Raw genomic sequence first — 15931 nt, forward strand, 5'->3', positions numbered from 1 at the left:
AAAGACAAAAAGGAAGCCACTAAGTGACTTCCTTCTAGAGTGAGGACTGATTAGTCTTCACCTTTGTTTTTCTTAATGATTTCTTCTTGTACTGACTTAGGTACATCTTCGTAGTGGTCAAATACCATCATGAATGTACCACGTCCTTGAGATGCAGAACGAAGAACTGTTGCATAACCGAACATTTCAGCAAGTGGAACGTAAGCACGAACGATTTGGCTGTTACCGTGTGCTTCCATACCATCTACACGTCCACGACGAGCAGTTACGTGACCCATAACATCACCAAGGTTTTCTTCTGGAACAGTGATTGTTACAAGCATCATTGGTTCAAGGATAGCTGGTTGTGCTGACTTAGCAGCTTCTTTGAGGGCAAGTGAAGCCGCGATCTTGAAGGCAGTTTCAGATGAGTCGACATCGTGGTATGAACCATCGTAAAGCTTAGCTTTAACGTCAACCATTGGGTAACCTGCAAGAACACCGTTAGCCATAGATTCTACCAAACCTTTTTCAACCGCTGGGATAAATTCACGAGGAACCACACCACCGACGATTGCATTTTCGAATTCGAATCCTTTACCTTCTTCGTTTGGAGTAAATTCAATCCAAACATCACCGAATTGACCTTTACCACCAGACTGACGTTTGAAGAATCCACGTGCTTGAGTAGAAGCGCGGAATGTTTCACGGTAAGATACTTGAGGAGCACCTACGTTCGCTTCAACTTTGAACTCACGACGCATACGGTCAACAAGGACGTCAAGGTGAAGCTCACCCATACCTGAGATAACTGTTTCACCAGTTTCAACGTTTGTTTCAACGCGGAATGTTGGATCTTCTTCAGCCAATTTCTGAAGGGCGATACCCATCTTGTCTTGGTCAGCTTTAGATTTTGGCTCAACCATCAATTGGATAACTGGTTCTGGAACGTTGATTGACTCAAGGATGATTTTAGCTTTTTCATCTGTCAATGAGTCACCAGTAGTTGTATCTTTCAAACCAACGGCAGCAGCGATATCACCTGAGTAAACAGTGTCGATTTCTTGACGGCTGTTAGCGTGCATTTGAAGGATGCGTCCGATACGTTCACGTTTACCTTTAGAAGTGTTCAATACGTAAGAACCTGATTGAAGAACACCTGAGTATACACGGAAGAATGTCAAACGACCTACGAATGGGTCCGTCATGATCTTGAAGGCAAGAGCTGCGAATGGCTCTTCGTCAGATGCTGGACGAGTTTCTTCTTCATCTGTATCTGGGTTGATACCTTTGATCGCTGGGATATCAAGTGGGCTTGGAAGGTAGTCGATAACCGCATCAAGCATCAATTGAACACCTTTGTTCTTAAAGGCTGATCCACACAATACTGGGAAGAATTCAACGTTGATAGTTGCTTTACGGATAGCAGCTTTCAATTCTTCGTTAGTGATTTCTTCACCTTCAAGGTATTTCATCATCAAGTCTTCATCAGTTTCAGCAACTGCTTCAACCAATTTTTCACGGTATTCTTGAGCTTGGTCAAGGTATTCAGCTGGGATGTCTTCTTCAAGGATATCTGTACCAAGGTCATTGGTATAGATTTCAGCTTTCATCTTGATCAAGTCGATGATACCGCGGAAGTCATCTTCAGCACCGATTGGCAATTGGATTGGGTGTGCGTTTGCTTGAAGACGGTCGTGAAGTGTGCTTACTGAGTAAAGGAAGTCAGCACCGATTTTGTCCATTTTGTTAGCAAATACGATACGTGGAACTCCGTACTCAGTTGCTTGACGCCAAACTGTTTCAGTTTGAGGCTCAACACCTGATTGTGAGTCAAGAACAGTAACCGCACCGTCCAATACACGAAGAGAACGTTGTACTTCGATTGTGAAGTCCACGTGTCCTGGTGTGTCGATGATGTTTACACGGTGGTTGTTCCATTGAGCTGTTGTCGCAGCAGATGTGATAGTGATACCACGTTCTTGCTCTTGCTCCATCCAGTCCATTTGTGACGCACCTTCGTGAGTTTCACCGATTTTGTGGATTTTACCAGTGTAGTAAAGAATACGCTCAGTAGTTGTTGTTTTACCGGCATCGACGTGAGCCATGATACCGATATTACGAGTTTTTTCAAGTGAAAATTCGCGTGCCATGAGGTTTGTTTCTCCTATTTATTTTAATTTCTATTCTATTATAACACGATTTTAATAAAAACGGATAGGCAGGACCTACCCGTTCTCAATGTTTATCTTGTTTTTGTTGGTTTCAACTTGTGAGATGGGAAGTTGAATTGAACTTAAGAGCGGACCGAGGCCAATTGAACTCGGGCTGAAAGCTTGGAAAATAGATAAGCTTTTCTAGAATCTTTGATTCCGCGTCAAGCTTCCTAATTTTCAGTCGCTTTTTTAACGCCCTCAGTATCTTATTCTTACCAACGGAAGTGTGCGAAGGCACGGTTAGCTTCAGCCATACGGTGAGTGTCTTCACGTTTCTTAACTGCTGCACCTGTGTTGTTCGCAGCATCCAAGATTTCTTTTGCAAGACGGTCTTGCATTGTGTGTTCACCACGAAGGCGAGCGATGGTTACCAACCAACGAAGTCCAAGTGTTGTACGGCGTTCTGGACGAACTTCAACTGGGACTTGGTAGTTAGATCCACCAACACGACGTGCACGTACTTCAAGTACAGGCATGATGTTTTCCATAGCTGTTTCAAATACTTCAAGTGCATCGTTTCCAGTAGCTTCTTTGATTTGCTCAAAAGCACCGTAAACGATTGAAGCAGCTGTACCACGTTTACCATCAAGCATAACGCGGTTGATAAGACGAGTAACTAGTTGTGAATTGTAAAGCGGATCTGGCAATACGTCACGTTTTGGAGCTCTATTTTTACGACTCATTTCTCTTTATCCCCTTTCCTTATGCTTTTGGACGTTTAGTACCGTATTTAGAACGGCCTTGTTTACGATCGTTAACACCTGCAGTATCAAGTGCACCACGGACGATATGGTAACGTACCCCTGGAAGGTCTTTTACACGTCCACCACGAAGAAGCACCACGCTGTGCTCTTGCAAGTTGTGTCCGATACCTGGGATGTAGGCAGTAACTTCGATAAGGTTGCTCAAACGTACACGAGCGAATTTACGAAGGGCAGAGTTAGGTTTTTTAGGTGTCATTGTTCCCACACGAGTTGCAACACCACGTTTTTGTGGTGAAGAAACGTTTGTTTGAACTTTTTTATGACTGTTGTAACCAACGTTCAAAGCTGGTGATTTAGATTTTTCTACTTTTGATTTACGCGGTTTGCGAACCAATTGGTTAATTGTAGGCATCTACATTCTCCTGTGTTTTTTTATTTTTGGTGATGATACACTTGGTGACAGCTACCATCTGTGTGTACTTTTGCAACATTTGTCAGCACGTCCCTGTACACTTTTGAGAGACCAAAAGTAAAAAGTACCGTTTATTATTGTAACACAATTTTTCCTTCATTGTCAAGATATTTTTCATTTTTATTCAGATCTTTCAACTCTTTGACACTAGCTTTCACCGCTTTTCTAAATCAGAAAAGAAGGCAATTTGCCTCCTCCTTTCTAGTATGGTTTCCCTTTGATTCAAGTTGTCATTTCGGAATTTTTTAACCCTTCTTATCAAAGCCAACCAGATTCTTTTGCGATGTTGGCTGCCTCTGTTCGATTGCCTGCATCTAGTTTGGAAAGAATATTGGTAACATAGTTTCGGACGGTTCCATTTGATAGATAAAGCTGATCTGCGATTTCTTGGTTAGACAAGCCCTGAGCAATTCCCTTTAAGACAGCAATCTCTTGTTCTGTCAATGGATTGGGATGGGTCATCACTACTTCCATCAATTCAGGTGAGTATTCCTTACGTCCTTTTAGAACAGTGTGCAAGGTTTGCATGAGGTCTGCAATGCTTCTTTCTTTTAAGACATAAGCATCCACTCCAGCTTTGACCGCACGTTCAAAATAGCCAGGGCGCTTGAAGGTCGTCACCACTACCACCTTTGTTTCTGGCTTTTCTGCTCGTATCCACTCCAAGACTTCGAGGCCTGTCTTAACAGGCATCTCTACATCAAGAATGGCGATATCTACGGACTCCTTTTCTAAGAGTTGGATTGCTTCTTGTCCATTCTTGGCTTGTAGGACAGACTCTACATCTGGTTGAAAGGTAAGCAACTGGCACATGGCATCTCGCAACATACTTTGATCTTCTGCAACAAGTAGTTTCATCTTAGTTTCTCTCCTTATAAGGTAGTCGAACCTGCACTTCAGTAGGCTGCTTCTGACTGATCACCTTTACTTCTCCTGAAAAAGGAAGGACACGATCGCGGACAGTATGGAGCTCATCTCCTTTTAGAGAAGCAAAGCCACAGCCATCATCTCTCACTGTTAAAATGAGTTCTTTCTCTGTTCGTTCTAATTTTAAGTAGGCTTTCGAAGCTTTGGCATGTTTGATAATATTGGTCACTAACTCAAGCAAAATCATGGAGGCTGTTGACTCTAATTCCTGAGTTAGGCTAGCTGTATCTAGTTGGTGATTGATTTCCGTTTCAATTCCTGCAATTTCCAGCATTTTTTTAACAGTCGCAAATTCGGAAGCTAGAGTTCTGGTTTTAAGATTTTCGATAATTGTACGAACTTCATTCATGGATTCTTTACTGATCTGATGAATTTCTTTTAATTCTTTTTCCACTTGAGGATAGGCCTGCATTTGAAGAAGCTGGAGGGCAAGTTCTGTCTTCACACTCAACATGGCAAAGGTATGGCCTAGACTGTCATGAAGGTCCTGGCCAATACGACTGCGTTCATTTTCAGCCAAGAAAAGATTAAGCTTGGCATTTTGTTTCATCTTTTCTTCTTTTAACTCTTCTGCCATCCGAATTCGATAGAGACCAAAAGTCAAGGCATCAGAAAAGACAAAAGTCACCAAGAAAAAGAGCAGTTGCCAGGGACTAACTTGACCAACCATAGAGATTCCAGTTAAAATCATCGGTTGTAAGACAACAAAACTGACAAAACGCCAAGAGTGGAAAGAAACCTCATCCAGCTCATAAATAAGGAGATTAGATAAATAAAAGATAAACCAAGCGAAGCTCGCATTCAGCCAAACGGAACTGTAAAAAATATAAGCAAGCATAATCCACCAAGCTAGCCACTGCACGGTGCGATTCTGACTGATTAAAACCGAGTAGAAGGCAAGAACAAATAGTAAGGTCCATAACAAGGTTAAAAGCGGGTACTCTCCAACGATGACACCCGCTATAGGAAAGATGATAAACACTATTGAAATATGAAACATATAATGAGTGTTTTTTAATTTTTCCAACATAGATTTATTTTACCTCGATCCGTTTTTTCAGTTGGATGACCAATACACCAAAGAAAACTGTATAACCTAGCACAACTAAGGCAGCAAGAATATTAAATTCATGGTGTTCCAAATAGGAAGAGACGACCTGCATCAGTTGATAGGTTGGAGTCAGCTTTCCAATAGATTGGAGCCATTCTGGGAAGGAATCCAAGGGGAACCACAGTCCACCTAGAACAGCCAAAGCAATATAGGCAATATTTCCAACAACCGTCATCAGTTGAGCACTGGGTAGCAAGCTCACCAAGACCCCCATGCTGATAAAGACCACGCTTCCGATCAGCAAAATAGCACCAATTACCATCCAGTCAAGCCAAGGCAGAGTCACTCCACGTACAAAATGACCAACTGAAAAGACAACTGTAATTGATAACAAGAAAGTCAGTAGGGTACTGAACAGTTTTGATACATAATATTCTACCATAGATACGGGAGAATGTTGAATCAATTTTTGCCAGTTGTTTGTCTTATCAGACTCGAGTGTGCTTGGGATACTGAAAAAAGCACTTGACATGATACTAAAGAGCGTCATGGCAAAAAGATAGGCTTGAAGAGCAATTTCTGGAATATCTGACCCTGACATCATACCAGAAAAGATAAGGTAAAACACACTTGGAAGTCCGATGGATAGCAAGTAGTAGACTGCTTGCCGTTTCATCAGAATGATTTCCACTTTCATGAGACTTGTCATATTTTTCATCGTCAATCTCCTTTAGTCTTGAGTCGTTTCGAAGATACTGTCTAAGAGAGTTCGATTGCGAACTTCAATTTCTTCGATCATGCAGCCCTGTTCTTGCAAGACTTTCCATACCTGGCTGGCTTCTTTGGTTGTGAAGGAAAGAGCATTTTGCTTGATTTCAATCTCTTGAACTTGGTCTAAAGTTCTGATAACTTCATGATAAGTTAGAGGTACCGTAAAATGTTTTTCTTGTTCTTCACCACGCATGGCATAAGGCGTCGTATCTCGAATCAATTCTCCCTTGTGGAGAACCAAAATGCGGTCAGCCGTATGCTCTACCTCTTCGATATAGTGAGAAGAATAGACAATGGTGACACCATTTTTCTTTAACTGATTGACAATTTCCCAAAAATGCTGACGTGTCGAGGTATCCATTGCAGCAGTCGGCTCATCTAAAAATAGAATTTTCGGACGACCTATTAAAGACAACACAAAAGAGAACAAACGTTTTTGCCCCCCAGACAACTTGCCCGCTAGCTGATTTTTCTGCTTGTCTGAGAATCTAAGCAAGTCATCAATTTCTTTGTCTGAAAGACTGTCGGGATAAAGTGACTTGAAAAATGATAGAAGTTCTTTTACTTTCAAGCTTTGAACAACTGCATTTTCTTGAGGCAAGACAGAAATAAGCTGTTTTAATCGAGGATCTGTTGGTGCAAACCCTTGAATGGCTATCTGACCTGAGCTCATGAACTTATCGCCCAAGAGGCAATCAATCAAGGTTGTTTTTCCTGCTCCGTTAGGCCCGATCAAGGCGACACATTCACCATCGTTGATTTCAAAGGAGATGTTCCGCAAGATCTCCTTGTCTTTTATTTTCTTACTCAATTTCTCAACTTTAATCACAGTCATGAGATTCTCCTTTCAACCACTTCATTCCCATAGGGAAAACAATGAAAATCATAAATCCAAAACCCCAAGCACCACGAATAAATTGGCGAAGCAAGGTTTGGTCAAACCAACCAGTAAACATTTCCACTAACCATACCAAGAGTGACAGGCCGATAAAGAGACAGATGATTGCTTTTTTCATTCCTCAAACTCCTTTTTTACATCTCTGACTAATTTTAAACCTTCTCTGACAAGCCAAGACATCATTCCAAAGCCAGCAAAGAGCTCCCAAGGAAAATGATAGAAACCCTCGTCCAATCCTGAAAACATGAGATAGGTCATAACTCCTGCTGCTACTAAACTCACTGCGACAATCATTTTATTTTTCATTTCTTCTTCCTCCATTTCATACTTCAATTATAGTCCTTTGAAGTAAACGGAGCTAGATGCTTCTGTCACTAGGAAATATGACAAATGTCATAAAAAAGAAAGCTGCAAAATCAACTTTCTTTTTAATCTATTTAATTTTTATTCCACACTGAAAAGATATGGATATACAGGTTGTTGACCTTGGTGAATCTCTACTTCAACATCTTCGAATTCTTCTGCGATTTCTTGGGCAATTTCATTGGCAAGTTCTTCGCTTCCGTCTTCACCGACATAGAAAGTCACGATTTCACTGTCTTCGTCCAACATATGTTTCAATGTTTCTGTCAAGGTTTGGTGCATGTCAGGGTTTGACACGAGGATTTTCCCATCTACCATACCAAGATTGTCATTTTCATGAATTGCTAATCCATCGATAGTTGTATCACGAACGGCTGTTGTTACACTACCGCTGATGACATCACCGAGGGCTGCAGTCATACGTTCTTTGTTTTCTTCGATTGATTTGCTTGGATCAAAGGCAAGAAGACTGGTCAACCCTTGAGGAATTGTACGTGCTTCTACTACAACAGCTGGTTGTTCAAGCACTTCAGCCGCAGACTGAGCTGCCATAAAGATATTTTTGTTGTTTGGCAAGAAGATAATGTTGCGAGCATCGACCTGTTCAACAGCCTTGATAAAGTCTTCTGTTGAAGGATTCATTGTCTGACCACCTTCGATAACATAATCCACACCTTGGGCACGGAAGATATCTGCTAAACCTTGACCAGCTACTACTGCGATAAGGGCATACTCTTTTGTTTCAGCAGGCTTGTTGCCTTGAGTTGCTTCTTTTTCAACTTGCGCCTCGTGTTGGTTACGCATGTTGTCCACTTTTACCTTGATCAAGCTACCGTATTTGAGACCTTCTTGCATGACAAGACCTGGATCTTCTGTATGGACGTGAACTTTGACGATCTCATCATCGTTGACAACAAGCAGAGAGTCGCCTAAGTCATTCAAGTAGTTACGGAATTCATCGTAGTCGAAGTCCTTAGAATAAGTTGGACCTTGTTTAAGAGCAACCATAATCTCAGTACAGTAACCGAAGGTAATATCCTCAGTTGCCACATGACCTGCTACTGACTTGTGGTGCTCTGCATTGATCATTTCACTCATGTTGGCAGGAGTCGCTACAAAGTCTTCAGAAGCACTGTATTCACCAGTAAGAGCTGAAAGGAATCCTTCGTAGATGAAGACCAAACCTTGACCACCTGAGTCTACCACACCAACTTCCTTAAGGACTGGAAGCATTTCTGGTGTCTTAGCCAAAGCTGCTTTCGCGCCTTCCAAGGCTGCACGCATGACCTCAACAGCATCATCTGTCTCTTCGGCTTTTTTCTTAGCCCCAATGGCAGCACCACGAGAAACAGTCAAAATGGTTCCTTCAACTGGTTTCATAACCGCTTTATAAGCTACTTCGACACCAGATTGGAAGGCAAGAGCCAAGTCTTGACCTGTTAATTCATCTTTTTCCTTGATAGCCTGAGAGAAGCCACGGAAGAGCTGAGAAGTGATAACTCCTGAGTTTCCACGCGCACCCATCAAGAGCCCTTTAGCAAGAATGCTCGCTACTTCTCCAACTGTAGAAGCAGGCTTGTCTGCTACTTCTTTGGCACCATTTTCAATGGTCATTCCCATGTTTGTCCCAGTATCTCCATCTGGAACTGGAAAGACGTTCAATGAATTGACATATTCTGCTTGCTTATTCAAACGAGTTGATGCAGCCTGCACCATCTCTTGGAATAAACTGGTAGTAATTTTTGACACGATTATTCTCCTACAACTTTGATATTTTGAATGTAGACATTCACAGTCTGAGCAGTAATTCCTAGTTGATTTTCTAAACTAAAACGAACACGCTCTTGAATGTTTTTTGACACTTCGCTTATCTTTACTCCGTAGCTCAATACGGTATAAACATCAACTGCAATGCTACCATCTTCGGCTGCTTTTATAACAACACCCTTAGAATAATTTTCCTTACCAAGAAGGGCTTGGAAATTGTCTTTGAGGGCATTTTTACTAGCCATACCGACCACACCAAAAATCTCAGTTGCGGCACCACCTACTACGGTTGCAATCACTTCATCTGTCAGTTCGATTTGACCATCTTTTGTATTAATTTTTACAGTCATTTTTTTTACCTCAACTAGTTGATACTCTATTTTATCATATTTCAGCCCAAGTGTAAAAGCAGAATGCTGTATCGGCGGATATTTACTCTATTTTTCAAATGATTTTATCCTTAGAGCAAAAGAAAAAGACCAGTTAGGTCTTTTCATTTTTATTAAACGCGTTCAACTTTACCTGATTTCAAAGCACGAGCTGAAGCCCAAACTTTTTTAGGTTTACCATCGATAAGAACAGTAACTTTTTGAAGGTTTGGTTTTACGGCACGTTTTGTTTGGTTCATCGCGTGTGAACGGTTGTTTCCTGATACAGTCTTACGACCTGTAAAGTAACATACTTTAGCCATTGTGTTTTCCTCCTATTAGATCTAATATAGCGGATGTGCTAGCACCACATACCGTACTATGTTATCACACTTTCTCGAATTTATCAAGGGCCTAAACTATTTTTTTATTTAACGTAAACAACTCCAAGTTTACCAAAAGCGACTTCCCCACGGATAATCAAGGTTTTGTTTGTTGGCGCTACAGGAGCATCTGCCTTAGCTGCACCAAAGGAGGTTTCTACTTTCAAATCGACTCGCCAGTGTTGTGGGACATAGACTGTTGCATTTCCGAAGGCCACTTCAATATTTAAAGTCGCAAAATCACCTAACATCTCTGCATTGTCATAGTAGATTTTAGCGTCCCCAAAAGCGACTTCCACTTGGTCGTCTACAATATCTTGATCTTGCTTATAGAAGGTCCCGCTACCAAAAGCGACTTCCTTATCCGTGACGACTGTTTTTTTCCCATTGTACCACCATTTTTTTTCATTCCAGAACTTACTTGAATGCGTCAGATAACCAACACCGAGTACCACTAAGATACTAGCCCAGATGAGAGAATGATTAGGCACCGGCAACAAGTCATAAGCGTAATTTGCAATGATGAGCGCCAGTAAACCTGTAAAAACTGCCGCAGTTAGATGGCGTCTAAGGATGGACTCAATGGACTTATAAGCAAAAAAAACAATTCCTAGCAAAGGCCATATCTTACCATCCAAAGAAGGAATGCCAAAATTTCCTTGCAGCAAGATCCAGGCTGCTAAAACCAATAAAACAATACCAAATGCTTTCTTTTTCATGTCTTTTACCTCATGTTTCTTAGATTTTCTTTTAGGAGGGACTGGTAATGTCGTGACACATGAACCTCCTTGTGGGTCTGATAAAAGGAAATGGTGCCCGTTCCTGAAAAGGACTTGTCCACTGAGTAAATCTGACGGATGTTTGCGATAGTTGACTTGGACACTCGGCTAAAATAGCGAGGCAAGATGGTCTCCAACTCATAGAGTTTGAGACGGACTTCATAGGCTTCTTTCTGAGTGTGGGCGTAGATTTTGCTACCGTCGGTTTCAAAGAAAAGAATCTCTGATAGGTCTAGATAATATTCACCTGTTCCCTTGTAAAAAGTTAACCTCGGAGTTGTCGACTCTTGCAAGAACCGTTGCAAGTCGGCAATTTCATCTGTCAAAGTGGGGGTCTTGATGACAATTTCAGTTTCTTCTAAATTGCCGTCAATCTCAATTCGTAACTTCATCACATCTCCTTTCTGACTCTACTATATCAAAGCTAAGTTAGGAATACAAGGGCAAAAAAGCAAGTGGTCAATTTGAAGCAGTAAGTGGTTGTAAGACTAGCTTAACTTACATGTCAGAATAGGAAGAAAAGGAATCCCCACACCAGACCACAAGCATAGCCAGCGATGACATCCTTGGGATAATGAACACCCCCTAAAACCCTCACCAAGCCCAGCAAAGCTGAAAAGAGCAAACATACTAAACCAACAGGTAGACTAGCATGCAGACTGGCCATGGAGATGATGGTTGCCGAAAAAACATGGCGACTGGGCATAGACTGTCCCAAACTATCCTTGTCAAGTAAGGGGGCAATGTCCCAAGTTTCGTAGGGGCGTGGGTGATTGATTTTCTTACGAAAGAGGGACAAAATGACAAAGCCTGTAGCAGGAACAAGCAAATAGACCCCAACTTGCTGACCAAGTCCTAGTTGCAGGTAAGTGGTGACTAGCAAGGTTAGATAGACCAGAGGCATGGCGACTGTCATCAAACGATTAAAACTAAGCAATAGAAATAAAAGGGTTGGATGGCTGGTGAGTCTGGAGCTGATATTTTGATACCATTCTTGATAATTTTTCATTTATAATTCTCATTCATTACCTTTTTTTCGTCTACAGGTGAGACGTTTGTCTTCTAGTATAGTGCAGAAAAAGAAGGCCGTCAAGCCTTCTTTTGGTTTATTCTTCTGCATCATCTTCTGTAAATTGGCTATTGTAGAGATCCGCATAGAAGCCACCTTGGGCCATCAGCTCCTCGTGATTGCCTTGTTCGATGATATTGCCATCTTTCATGACAAGAATCAAATCTGCATTACGAATAGTTGACAAGCGGTGGGCGATGACAAAGGAAGTTCTGCCTTCCATCAAACGGTCCATGGCTTTTTGGATCAATTCCTCTGTACGTGTGTCGACTGAGGATGTTGCTTCATCCAAAATCAAGAGTGGTGCATCCTTAAGAAGGGCACGAGCAATGGTTAAGAGTTGTTTTTGTCCGACAGACAAGGTCACTGTGTCATCCAAAAGAGTATCGTAGCCATCTGGCAAAGTCATGATAAAGTGATGGATTCCTACAGCCTTGCTAGCTTCCATCATCCGCTCATCGCTGATGCCCGTTTGATTGTAGATGAGATTTTCCCGAATGGTTCCTTCAAAGAGCCAAGTATCTTGCAAGACCATTGAAAAGGCATCATGCACTTCCGAACGCTTCATGTCCTTAGTATCCACGCCATCGATACGGATACTTCCCTTATCAATCTCATAGAATTTCATCAAAAGATTGACAATGGTTGTCTTACCAGCTCCAGTCGGTCCAACAATGGCAACCTTTTGACCAGCATGAGCTGTCGCAGAGAAGTCATGGATGATGGTGCGCTCTGGTGTATAGCCAAATGACACATGATCAAAGACTACTTCCCCTTTTATGTTGTTCAATTGTCTTTCCTTATGAGATTCATCTTGCATCTCAGCTTCAGCTAGAAATTCTAATACACGAGTCATGGCTGCACTCGCTTGTTGCAAGCTCGTAATCCCTTGGGCAATCTGTGACAGAGGTTGGGAGAAGGTCCGTACGTAAACCATAAAGGCTACAATAATCCCTATCGTGATATGTCCTTCTAACGCCAGCGCGGCCCCAACGATGATGACTAAGACATAACTAAAGTTCCCAACAAAGAACATGGCTGGCATCATGATACCAGAGATAAACTGAGATTTCCAGATACTATCATGCAAGTCTTGGTTTAAACCTGCGAATCTCACTTTGGAAGCATCTACTGCGTTGTAGCTGGTCACTACATTATGGCCAGAGTACATTTCTTCTACGTAACCATTGACGGCCGCCAGATTATTTTGTTGGGCTTTAAAATAACCCTGTGACTTGGCCATGATTACGGAAACCGCCGCAAAACCAACAAGGGTTGATACAACTGTTACCAATGCCAAAATCCAGTTCATCCCAAACATAGTCACCAAGACAGCAATCAACAAGAAACTAGCTGAAAGAACTGTCCCTAAACTTTGGTTGAGAGATTGCGCCGCCGTATCCACATCGTTGGTCACACGAGATAGAGTGTCTCCTTGTGAATGACGGTCAAAATAGCCAAGTGGCAAACGATTGATTTTTTCAGCGATTGCTGTCCGCAAGCGTTTTGAAAAATGTTGGATACTTGTTGAAAAGATATAGGCCTGTGTATAGTTAAGGATGGCACCAAATACATAGAGAATCACTAAAAAGCTAGCAATACTTGAAACAGCCTCTAAATCAATTCCTGTCATCAAGCCATCTGAAATCAAGTTAGTAATTTCTTTAATCTTAGTTGGACCATAAACGGTAATGATGCTTGAAATAACTGCAGCCACAACTGCTATTAGGAGAGGGAGTTGGAGGCCTGCCATATAAGGTTTGCACTGTTCCCAGACCGACACTTTTTTATTTTCCATGTTCCAATTCCTCCTTCGATAGTTGTGAGTAGGCAATTTCTTGGTAGACTTCGTTGATGGCTAGAAGTTCCTTGTGGGTGCCTTGTCCCACGACTTTTCCTTGATCCAATACTAAGATCAAGTCTGCATCCATAATGGTAGAAATCCGCTGTGCTACGATGAGCTTGGTCATGGATTTGGTTTTCTCAGCTAGCTCTTGGCGTAGGACGCGATCTGTCTTGTAGTCCAAGGCTGAGAAAGAGTCATCAAAGATGAGAATCTCTGGTTTACGAGCCAAGGCACGCGCAATGGCCAAACGCTGTCTTTGACCTCCTGAGAAGTTGGTTCCACCTTGGGCTACTTCTGATGCAAGTCCTGCTTCCTTATCCTCGATAAAGCTTTTAGACTGGGCCAATTCAAGGGCTTGCCACATAGCAGCTTCGCTTAGAGGAGTTTCTTTGCTCTTACCAAAGTCCAAGTTCTCCTTGACATCTCCAGAAAAGAGTACAGCTTTTTGCGGAATATAGCCGACCTTATTGCGCAAATCTTCCAAGTCATAATCTTGAACATTAACTCCGTCCACTAGGATTTCTCCATCTGAAACGTCGTAAAAACGAGGCAAGAGGTTGACTAGAGTGGACTTACCTGATCCAGTCGATCCGATAAAGGCTACGGTTTGACCTGCTTCTGCTTTGAAAGTGACCTGTTCCACGACTGCTTCAGAATTTTTAGAGTAGCGGAAAGTCACATCACGGAATTCCACTTGTCCCTGAACTGAAGGATCCGCTGTCTGTGCATGACTAGGATTTTCAATAGAAGAATGCAGATCCAATACTTGATTGATACGCCCTGCCGAAACCAAGGTACGAGGAAGGACGATAAAGAGAGCTCCCATGAGCAAGAAGCCCATTACGACCTGCATGGCATAAGACATGAAGACCACCATATCACTAAAGAGTGGTAGACGTTCAGTCAGACTAGCATCGTTGATAATATAGGCACCAATCCAGTAAATGGCTAAACTCAATCCACTTGAAATCGCCATCATAATCGGGTTCATAATAGCCATCAAGCGATTGACAAAGAGATTGAGACGCGTCACTTCATCATTGGCTGCTTCAAATTTTTCATCTTGGTAATCTTCCGCATTGTATGCACGAACAACTCGAATCCCAGTCAAGCTTTCACGAGTGATGCTATTGAGTTTATCTGTCAATTTTTGGATGACAGATTGTTTTGGAAAGGCCAGAGTCATGAGAACGGTGGTCATCAAGACATTCACAATAACAGCCACAACCACTGCCCAGAGCCAGTATTCCGATTTCCCAAGTATTTTTCCAATGGCCCAGATAGCCATAATCGGCCCACGAGTCACTACCTGTAATCCCATGGTAAAGAGCATCTGTACCTGTGTAATATCATTGGTCGTCCGAGTCAAGAGACTTGGGATTGAAAAACGTTTGATCTCTGTCTGCGAAAAATCCAAAACACGATGAAAAACATCTCTACGTAGATGGGTTGTATAAGATGCTGCAACGCGAGCAGCAAAGAAACCAACCATAACAGATGAAAAGAAAGCCAACAAAGACAAACCAATCATCTTCGCAGCTGGTAACCAGAGTTCACCCAACTGCGTTCCAGACGTTCCCAGTAACTCTGTAATTTGTGAAATGTAGGTCGGTACCTCTAACTCGAGATAGACCGAGAAACAAGTGAAAAGAATCGTAAGGACAATCATTCCCCACTCTTTTCCTGTAATACGTTTAGCGAGTTTCTTCATTCTCTCCTCCTATTTTCTCAACATTTTCTTGCAATTGCCCGAGTACCTTTTCAAAGATTGCCAAGTCTGACTTTGAAACACCCTCTAGTAGGCTCTGATCAATCCGATCAAAAAAAGCCTTAACTTCTTGCATCTGCGAACGCGATTTCTCCGTCAGGCGAACAAATTTTGCCCGCTTATCGCTCGGGCTCGCCTCTAACTCGACCAAACCATTTTGTACCATGCGCTTGACCAAATTACTCGCCACAGATTTGGTAATATTAAGCTCCTGCTCGATATCCTTAATCAGGACCAGTTTCTCTTTTTGTTCACAATGATCTAAAAAACGCAGAACCTGCCCTTGCGGTCCACCCATAAATTCAATGCCACATCGCTTGGCTTCTTTCTGTACCATCAGGTGAACCTGGTGCCCAAAGCGTTTAAATATCAACATCGGTTTGTCCATGATTGCTCCTTTCTCATGATAAATATAGTTCTCACAAGAACTATTTTAGTTTCCATGAGAACTATTTTATCATTTTCAGAAAAGATGTCAAGAAAAAAGTTTCCAAGAGAACTATTTTAGTTTAAATTGACATTAGGCAATATTTTTTCTATAATAAGCACTAACTACTGTGGATAGAAATC

At 42.0% G+C, this 15931-nt stretch carries 18 protein-coding genes; all 18 read right to left on the minus strand.

Features of this window, described 5'->3' with window-relative positions; all coding sequences use genetic code 11:
- Nucleotides 1-50 precede the first annotated feature (50 nt).
- The 18 genes from fusA to SORDD25_RS07215 all read right to left on the minus strand — a co-directional run bounded on the left by fusA (nt 51) and on the right by SORDD25_RS07215 (nt 15749).
- The gene (gene fusA / locus SORDD25_RS07130; protein ID WP_000090339.1) at nt 51-2132 is read right to left on the minus strand and encodes an elongation factor G; all 2082 of its coding nucleotides are present in this window, start codon (nt 2130-2132) and stop codon (nt 51-53) included.
- Nucleotides 2133-2407: 275 nt separating this feature from the next.
- The gene (gene rpsG, locus SORDD25_RS07135) at nt 2408-2878 is read right to left on the minus strand and encodes a 30S ribosomal protein S7 (protein ID WP_000087873.1); all 471 of its coding nucleotides are present in this window, start codon (nt 2876-2878) and stop codon (nt 2408-2410) included.
- A 19-nt stretch (nt 2879-2897) separates the two neighbouring features.
- Entirely contained in the window at nt 2898-3311 is a 414-nt protein-coding gene (gene rpsL, locus SORDD25_RS07140; RefSeq protein ID WP_001142332.1) for a 30S ribosomal protein S12, read from the minus strand.
- Between the two features lie 318 nt (nt 3312-3629).
- On the minus strand, nt 3630-4229 hold the full coding sequence (locus SORDD25_RS07145) for a response regulator transcription factor (RefSeq protein ID WP_061853158.1): 600 nt from the start codon (nt 4227-4229) through the stop codon (nt 3630-3632).
- A 1-nt stretch (nt 4230) separates the two neighbouring features.
- On the minus strand, nt 4231-5328 hold the full coding sequence (locus SORDD25_RS07150) for a sensor histidine kinase (RefSeq protein WP_061853159.1): 1098 nt from the start codon (nt 5326-5328) through the stop codon (nt 4231-4233).
- A gap of 4 nt (nt 5329-5332) precedes the next feature.
- The gene (locus tag SORDD25_RS07155) at nt 5333-6067 is read right to left on the minus strand and encodes an ABC transporter permease (RefSeq protein ID WP_061853160.1); all 735 of its coding nucleotides are present in this window, start codon (nt 6065-6067) and stop codon (nt 5333-5335) included.
- 12 nt (nt 6068-6079) lie between these two features.
- Complete coding sequence (locus SORDD25_RS07160) at nt 6080-6955, minus strand: ABC transporter ATP-binding protein (RefSeq protein ID WP_061853161.1); 876 nt, start codon at nt 6953-6955, stop codon at nt 6080-6082.
- A complete protein-coding gene (locus tag SORDD25_RS07165) occupies nt 6942-7136 on the minus strand; it encodes a hypothetical protein (RefSeq protein ID WP_061853162.1) in 195 nt (64 codons plus the stop codon). Before SORDD25_RS07165 ends, SORDD25_RS07160 begins: the two co-directional genes overlap by 14 nt.
- Nucleotides 7133-7339: a hypothetical protein gene (locus SORDD25_RS07170; RefSeq protein ID WP_000390701.1), complete on the minus strand. Its 207-nt coding sequence runs from the start codon at nt 7337-7339 to the stop codon at nt 7133-7135. Before SORDD25_RS07170 ends, SORDD25_RS07165 begins: the two co-directional genes overlap by 4 nt.
- A gap of 123 nt (nt 7340-7462) precedes the next feature.
- Nucleotides 7463-9130 carry a DAK2 domain-containing protein gene (locus SORDD25_RS07175; protein WP_061853163.1) on the minus strand — a complete coding sequence of 556 codons (1668 nt, stop codon included), beginning with the start codon at nt 9128-9130 and terminating at the stop codon, nt 7463-7465.
- Between the two features lie 2 nt (nt 9131-9132).
- Nucleotides 9133-9498: an Asp23/Gls24 family envelope stress response protein gene (locus SORDD25_RS07180; RefSeq protein WP_000216434.1), complete on the minus strand. Its 366-nt coding sequence runs from the start codon at nt 9496-9498 to the stop codon at nt 9133-9135.
- Nucleotides 9499-9650: 152 nt separating this feature from the next.
- A complete protein-coding gene (gene rpmB, locus SORDD25_RS07185) occupies nt 9651-9839 on the minus strand; it encodes a 50S ribosomal protein L28 (protein ID WP_001140948.1) in 189 nt (62 codons plus the stop codon).
- Between the two features lie 104 nt (nt 9840-9943).
- On the minus strand, nt 9944-10618 hold the full coding sequence (locus SORDD25_RS07190; RefSeq protein ID WP_061853164.1) for a LiaF transmembrane domain-containing protein: 675 nt from the start codon (nt 10616-10618) through the stop codon (nt 9944-9946).
- Between the two features lie 5 nt (nt 10619-10623).
- Complete coding sequence (locus SORDD25_RS07195; protein WP_061853165.1) at nt 10624-11070, minus strand: LytTR family DNA-binding domain-containing protein; 447 nt, start codon at nt 11068-11070, stop codon at nt 10624-10626.
- A 113-nt stretch (nt 11071-11183) separates the two neighbouring features.
- Nucleotides 11184-11687, minus strand: a complete 504-nt coding sequence (locus SORDD25_RS07200) for a phosphatase PAP2 family protein (protein WP_061853166.1) — start codon at nt 11685-11687, stop codon at nt 11184-11186.
- Nucleotides 11688-11784: 97 nt separating this feature from the next.
- Complete coding sequence (locus tag SORDD25_RS07205) at nt 11785-13545, minus strand: ABC transporter ATP-binding protein (RefSeq protein WP_061853167.1); 1761 nt, start codon at nt 13543-13545, stop codon at nt 11785-11787.
- Entirely contained in the window at nt 13535-15304 is a 1770-nt protein-coding gene (locus tag SORDD25_RS07210) for an ABC transporter ATP-binding protein (RefSeq protein WP_061853168.1), read from the minus strand. Before SORDD25_RS07210 ends, SORDD25_RS07205 begins: the two co-directional genes overlap by 11 nt.
- On the minus strand, nt 15288-15749 hold the full coding sequence (locus tag SORDD25_RS07215) for a MarR family winged helix-turn-helix transcriptional regulator (protein WP_061853169.1): 462 nt from the start codon (nt 15747-15749) through the stop codon (nt 15288-15290). The genes SORDD25_RS07210 and SORDD25_RS07215 overlap by 17 nt, the downstream gene beginning before the upstream one ends.
- Nucleotides 15750-15931: the final 182 nt, after the last annotated feature.

Origin of the sequence: Streptococcus oralis, assembly GCF_001579525.1 — a bacterium.
Lineage (GTDB): Bacteria > Bacillota > Bacilli > Lactobacillales > Streptococcaceae > Streptococcus > Streptococcus oralis_M.

Bases quoted from the DNA above. Each gene is read 5' to 3' on its own strand.
- fusA (WP_000090339.1), bottom strand. From the start codon at position 2,132: ATGGCACGCGAATTTTCACTTGAAAAAACTCGTAATATCGGTATCATG.
- rpsG (WP_000087873.1), bottom strand. From the start codon at position 2,878: ATGAGTCGTAAAAATAGAGCTCCAAAACGTGACGTATTGCCAGATCCG.
- rpsL (WP_001142332.1), bottom strand. From the start codon at position 3,311: ATGCCTACAATTAACCAATTGGTTCGCAAACCGCGTAAATCAAAAGTA.
- SORDD25_RS07145 (WP_061853158.1), bottom strand. From the start codon at position 4,229: ATGAAACTACTTGTTGCAGAAGATCAAAGTATGTTGCGAGATGCCATG.
- SORDD25_RS07150 (WP_061853159.1), bottom strand. From the start codon at position 5,328: ATGTTGGAAAAATTAAAAAACACTCATTATATGTTTCATATTTCAATA.
- SORDD25_RS07155 (WP_061853160.1), bottom strand. From the start codon at position 6,067: ATGAAAAATATGACAAGTCTCATGAAAGTGGAAATCATTCTGATGAAA.
- SORDD25_RS07160 (WP_061853161.1), bottom strand. From the start codon at position 6,955: ATGACTGTGATTAAAGTTGAGAAATTGAGTAAGAAAATAAAAGACAAG.
- SORDD25_RS07165 (WP_061853162.1), bottom strand. From the start codon at position 7,136: ATGAAAAAAGCAATCATCTGTCTCTTTATCGGCCTGTCACTCTTGGTA.
- SORDD25_RS07170 (WP_000390701.1), bottom strand. From the start codon at position 7,339: ATGGAGGAAGAAGAAATGAAAAATAAAATGATTGTCGCAGTGAGTTTA.
- SORDD25_RS07180 (WP_000216434.1), bottom strand. From the start codon at position 9,498: ATGACTGTAAAAATTAATACAAAAGATGGTCAAATCGAACTGACAGAT.
- rpmB (WP_001140948.1), bottom strand. From the start codon at position 9,839: ATGGCTAAAGTATGTTACTTTACAGGTCGTAAGACTGTATCAGGAAAC.
- SORDD25_RS07190 (WP_061853164.1), bottom strand. From the start codon at position 10,618: ATGAAAAAGAAAGCATTTGGTATTGTTTTATTGGTTTTAGCAGCCTGG.
- SORDD25_RS07195 (WP_061853165.1), bottom strand. From the start codon at position 11,070: ATGAAGTTACGAATTGAGATTGACGGCAATTTAGAAGAAACTGAAATT.
- SORDD25_RS07200 (WP_061853166.1), bottom strand. From the start codon at position 11,687: ATGAAAAATTATCAAGAATGGTATCAAAATATCAGCTCCAGACTCACC.
- SORDD25_RS07205 (WP_061853167.1), bottom strand. From the start codon at position 13,545: ATGGAAAATAAAAAAGTGTCGGTCTGGGAACAGTGCAAACCTTATATG.
- SORDD25_RS07210 (WP_061853168.1), bottom strand. From the start codon at position 15,304: ATGAAGAAACTCGCTAAACGTATTACAGGAAAAGAGTGGGGAATGATT.
- SORDD25_RS07215 (WP_061853169.1), bottom strand. From the start codon at position 15,749: ATGGACAAACCGATGTTGATATTTAAACGCTTTGGGCACCAGGTTCAC.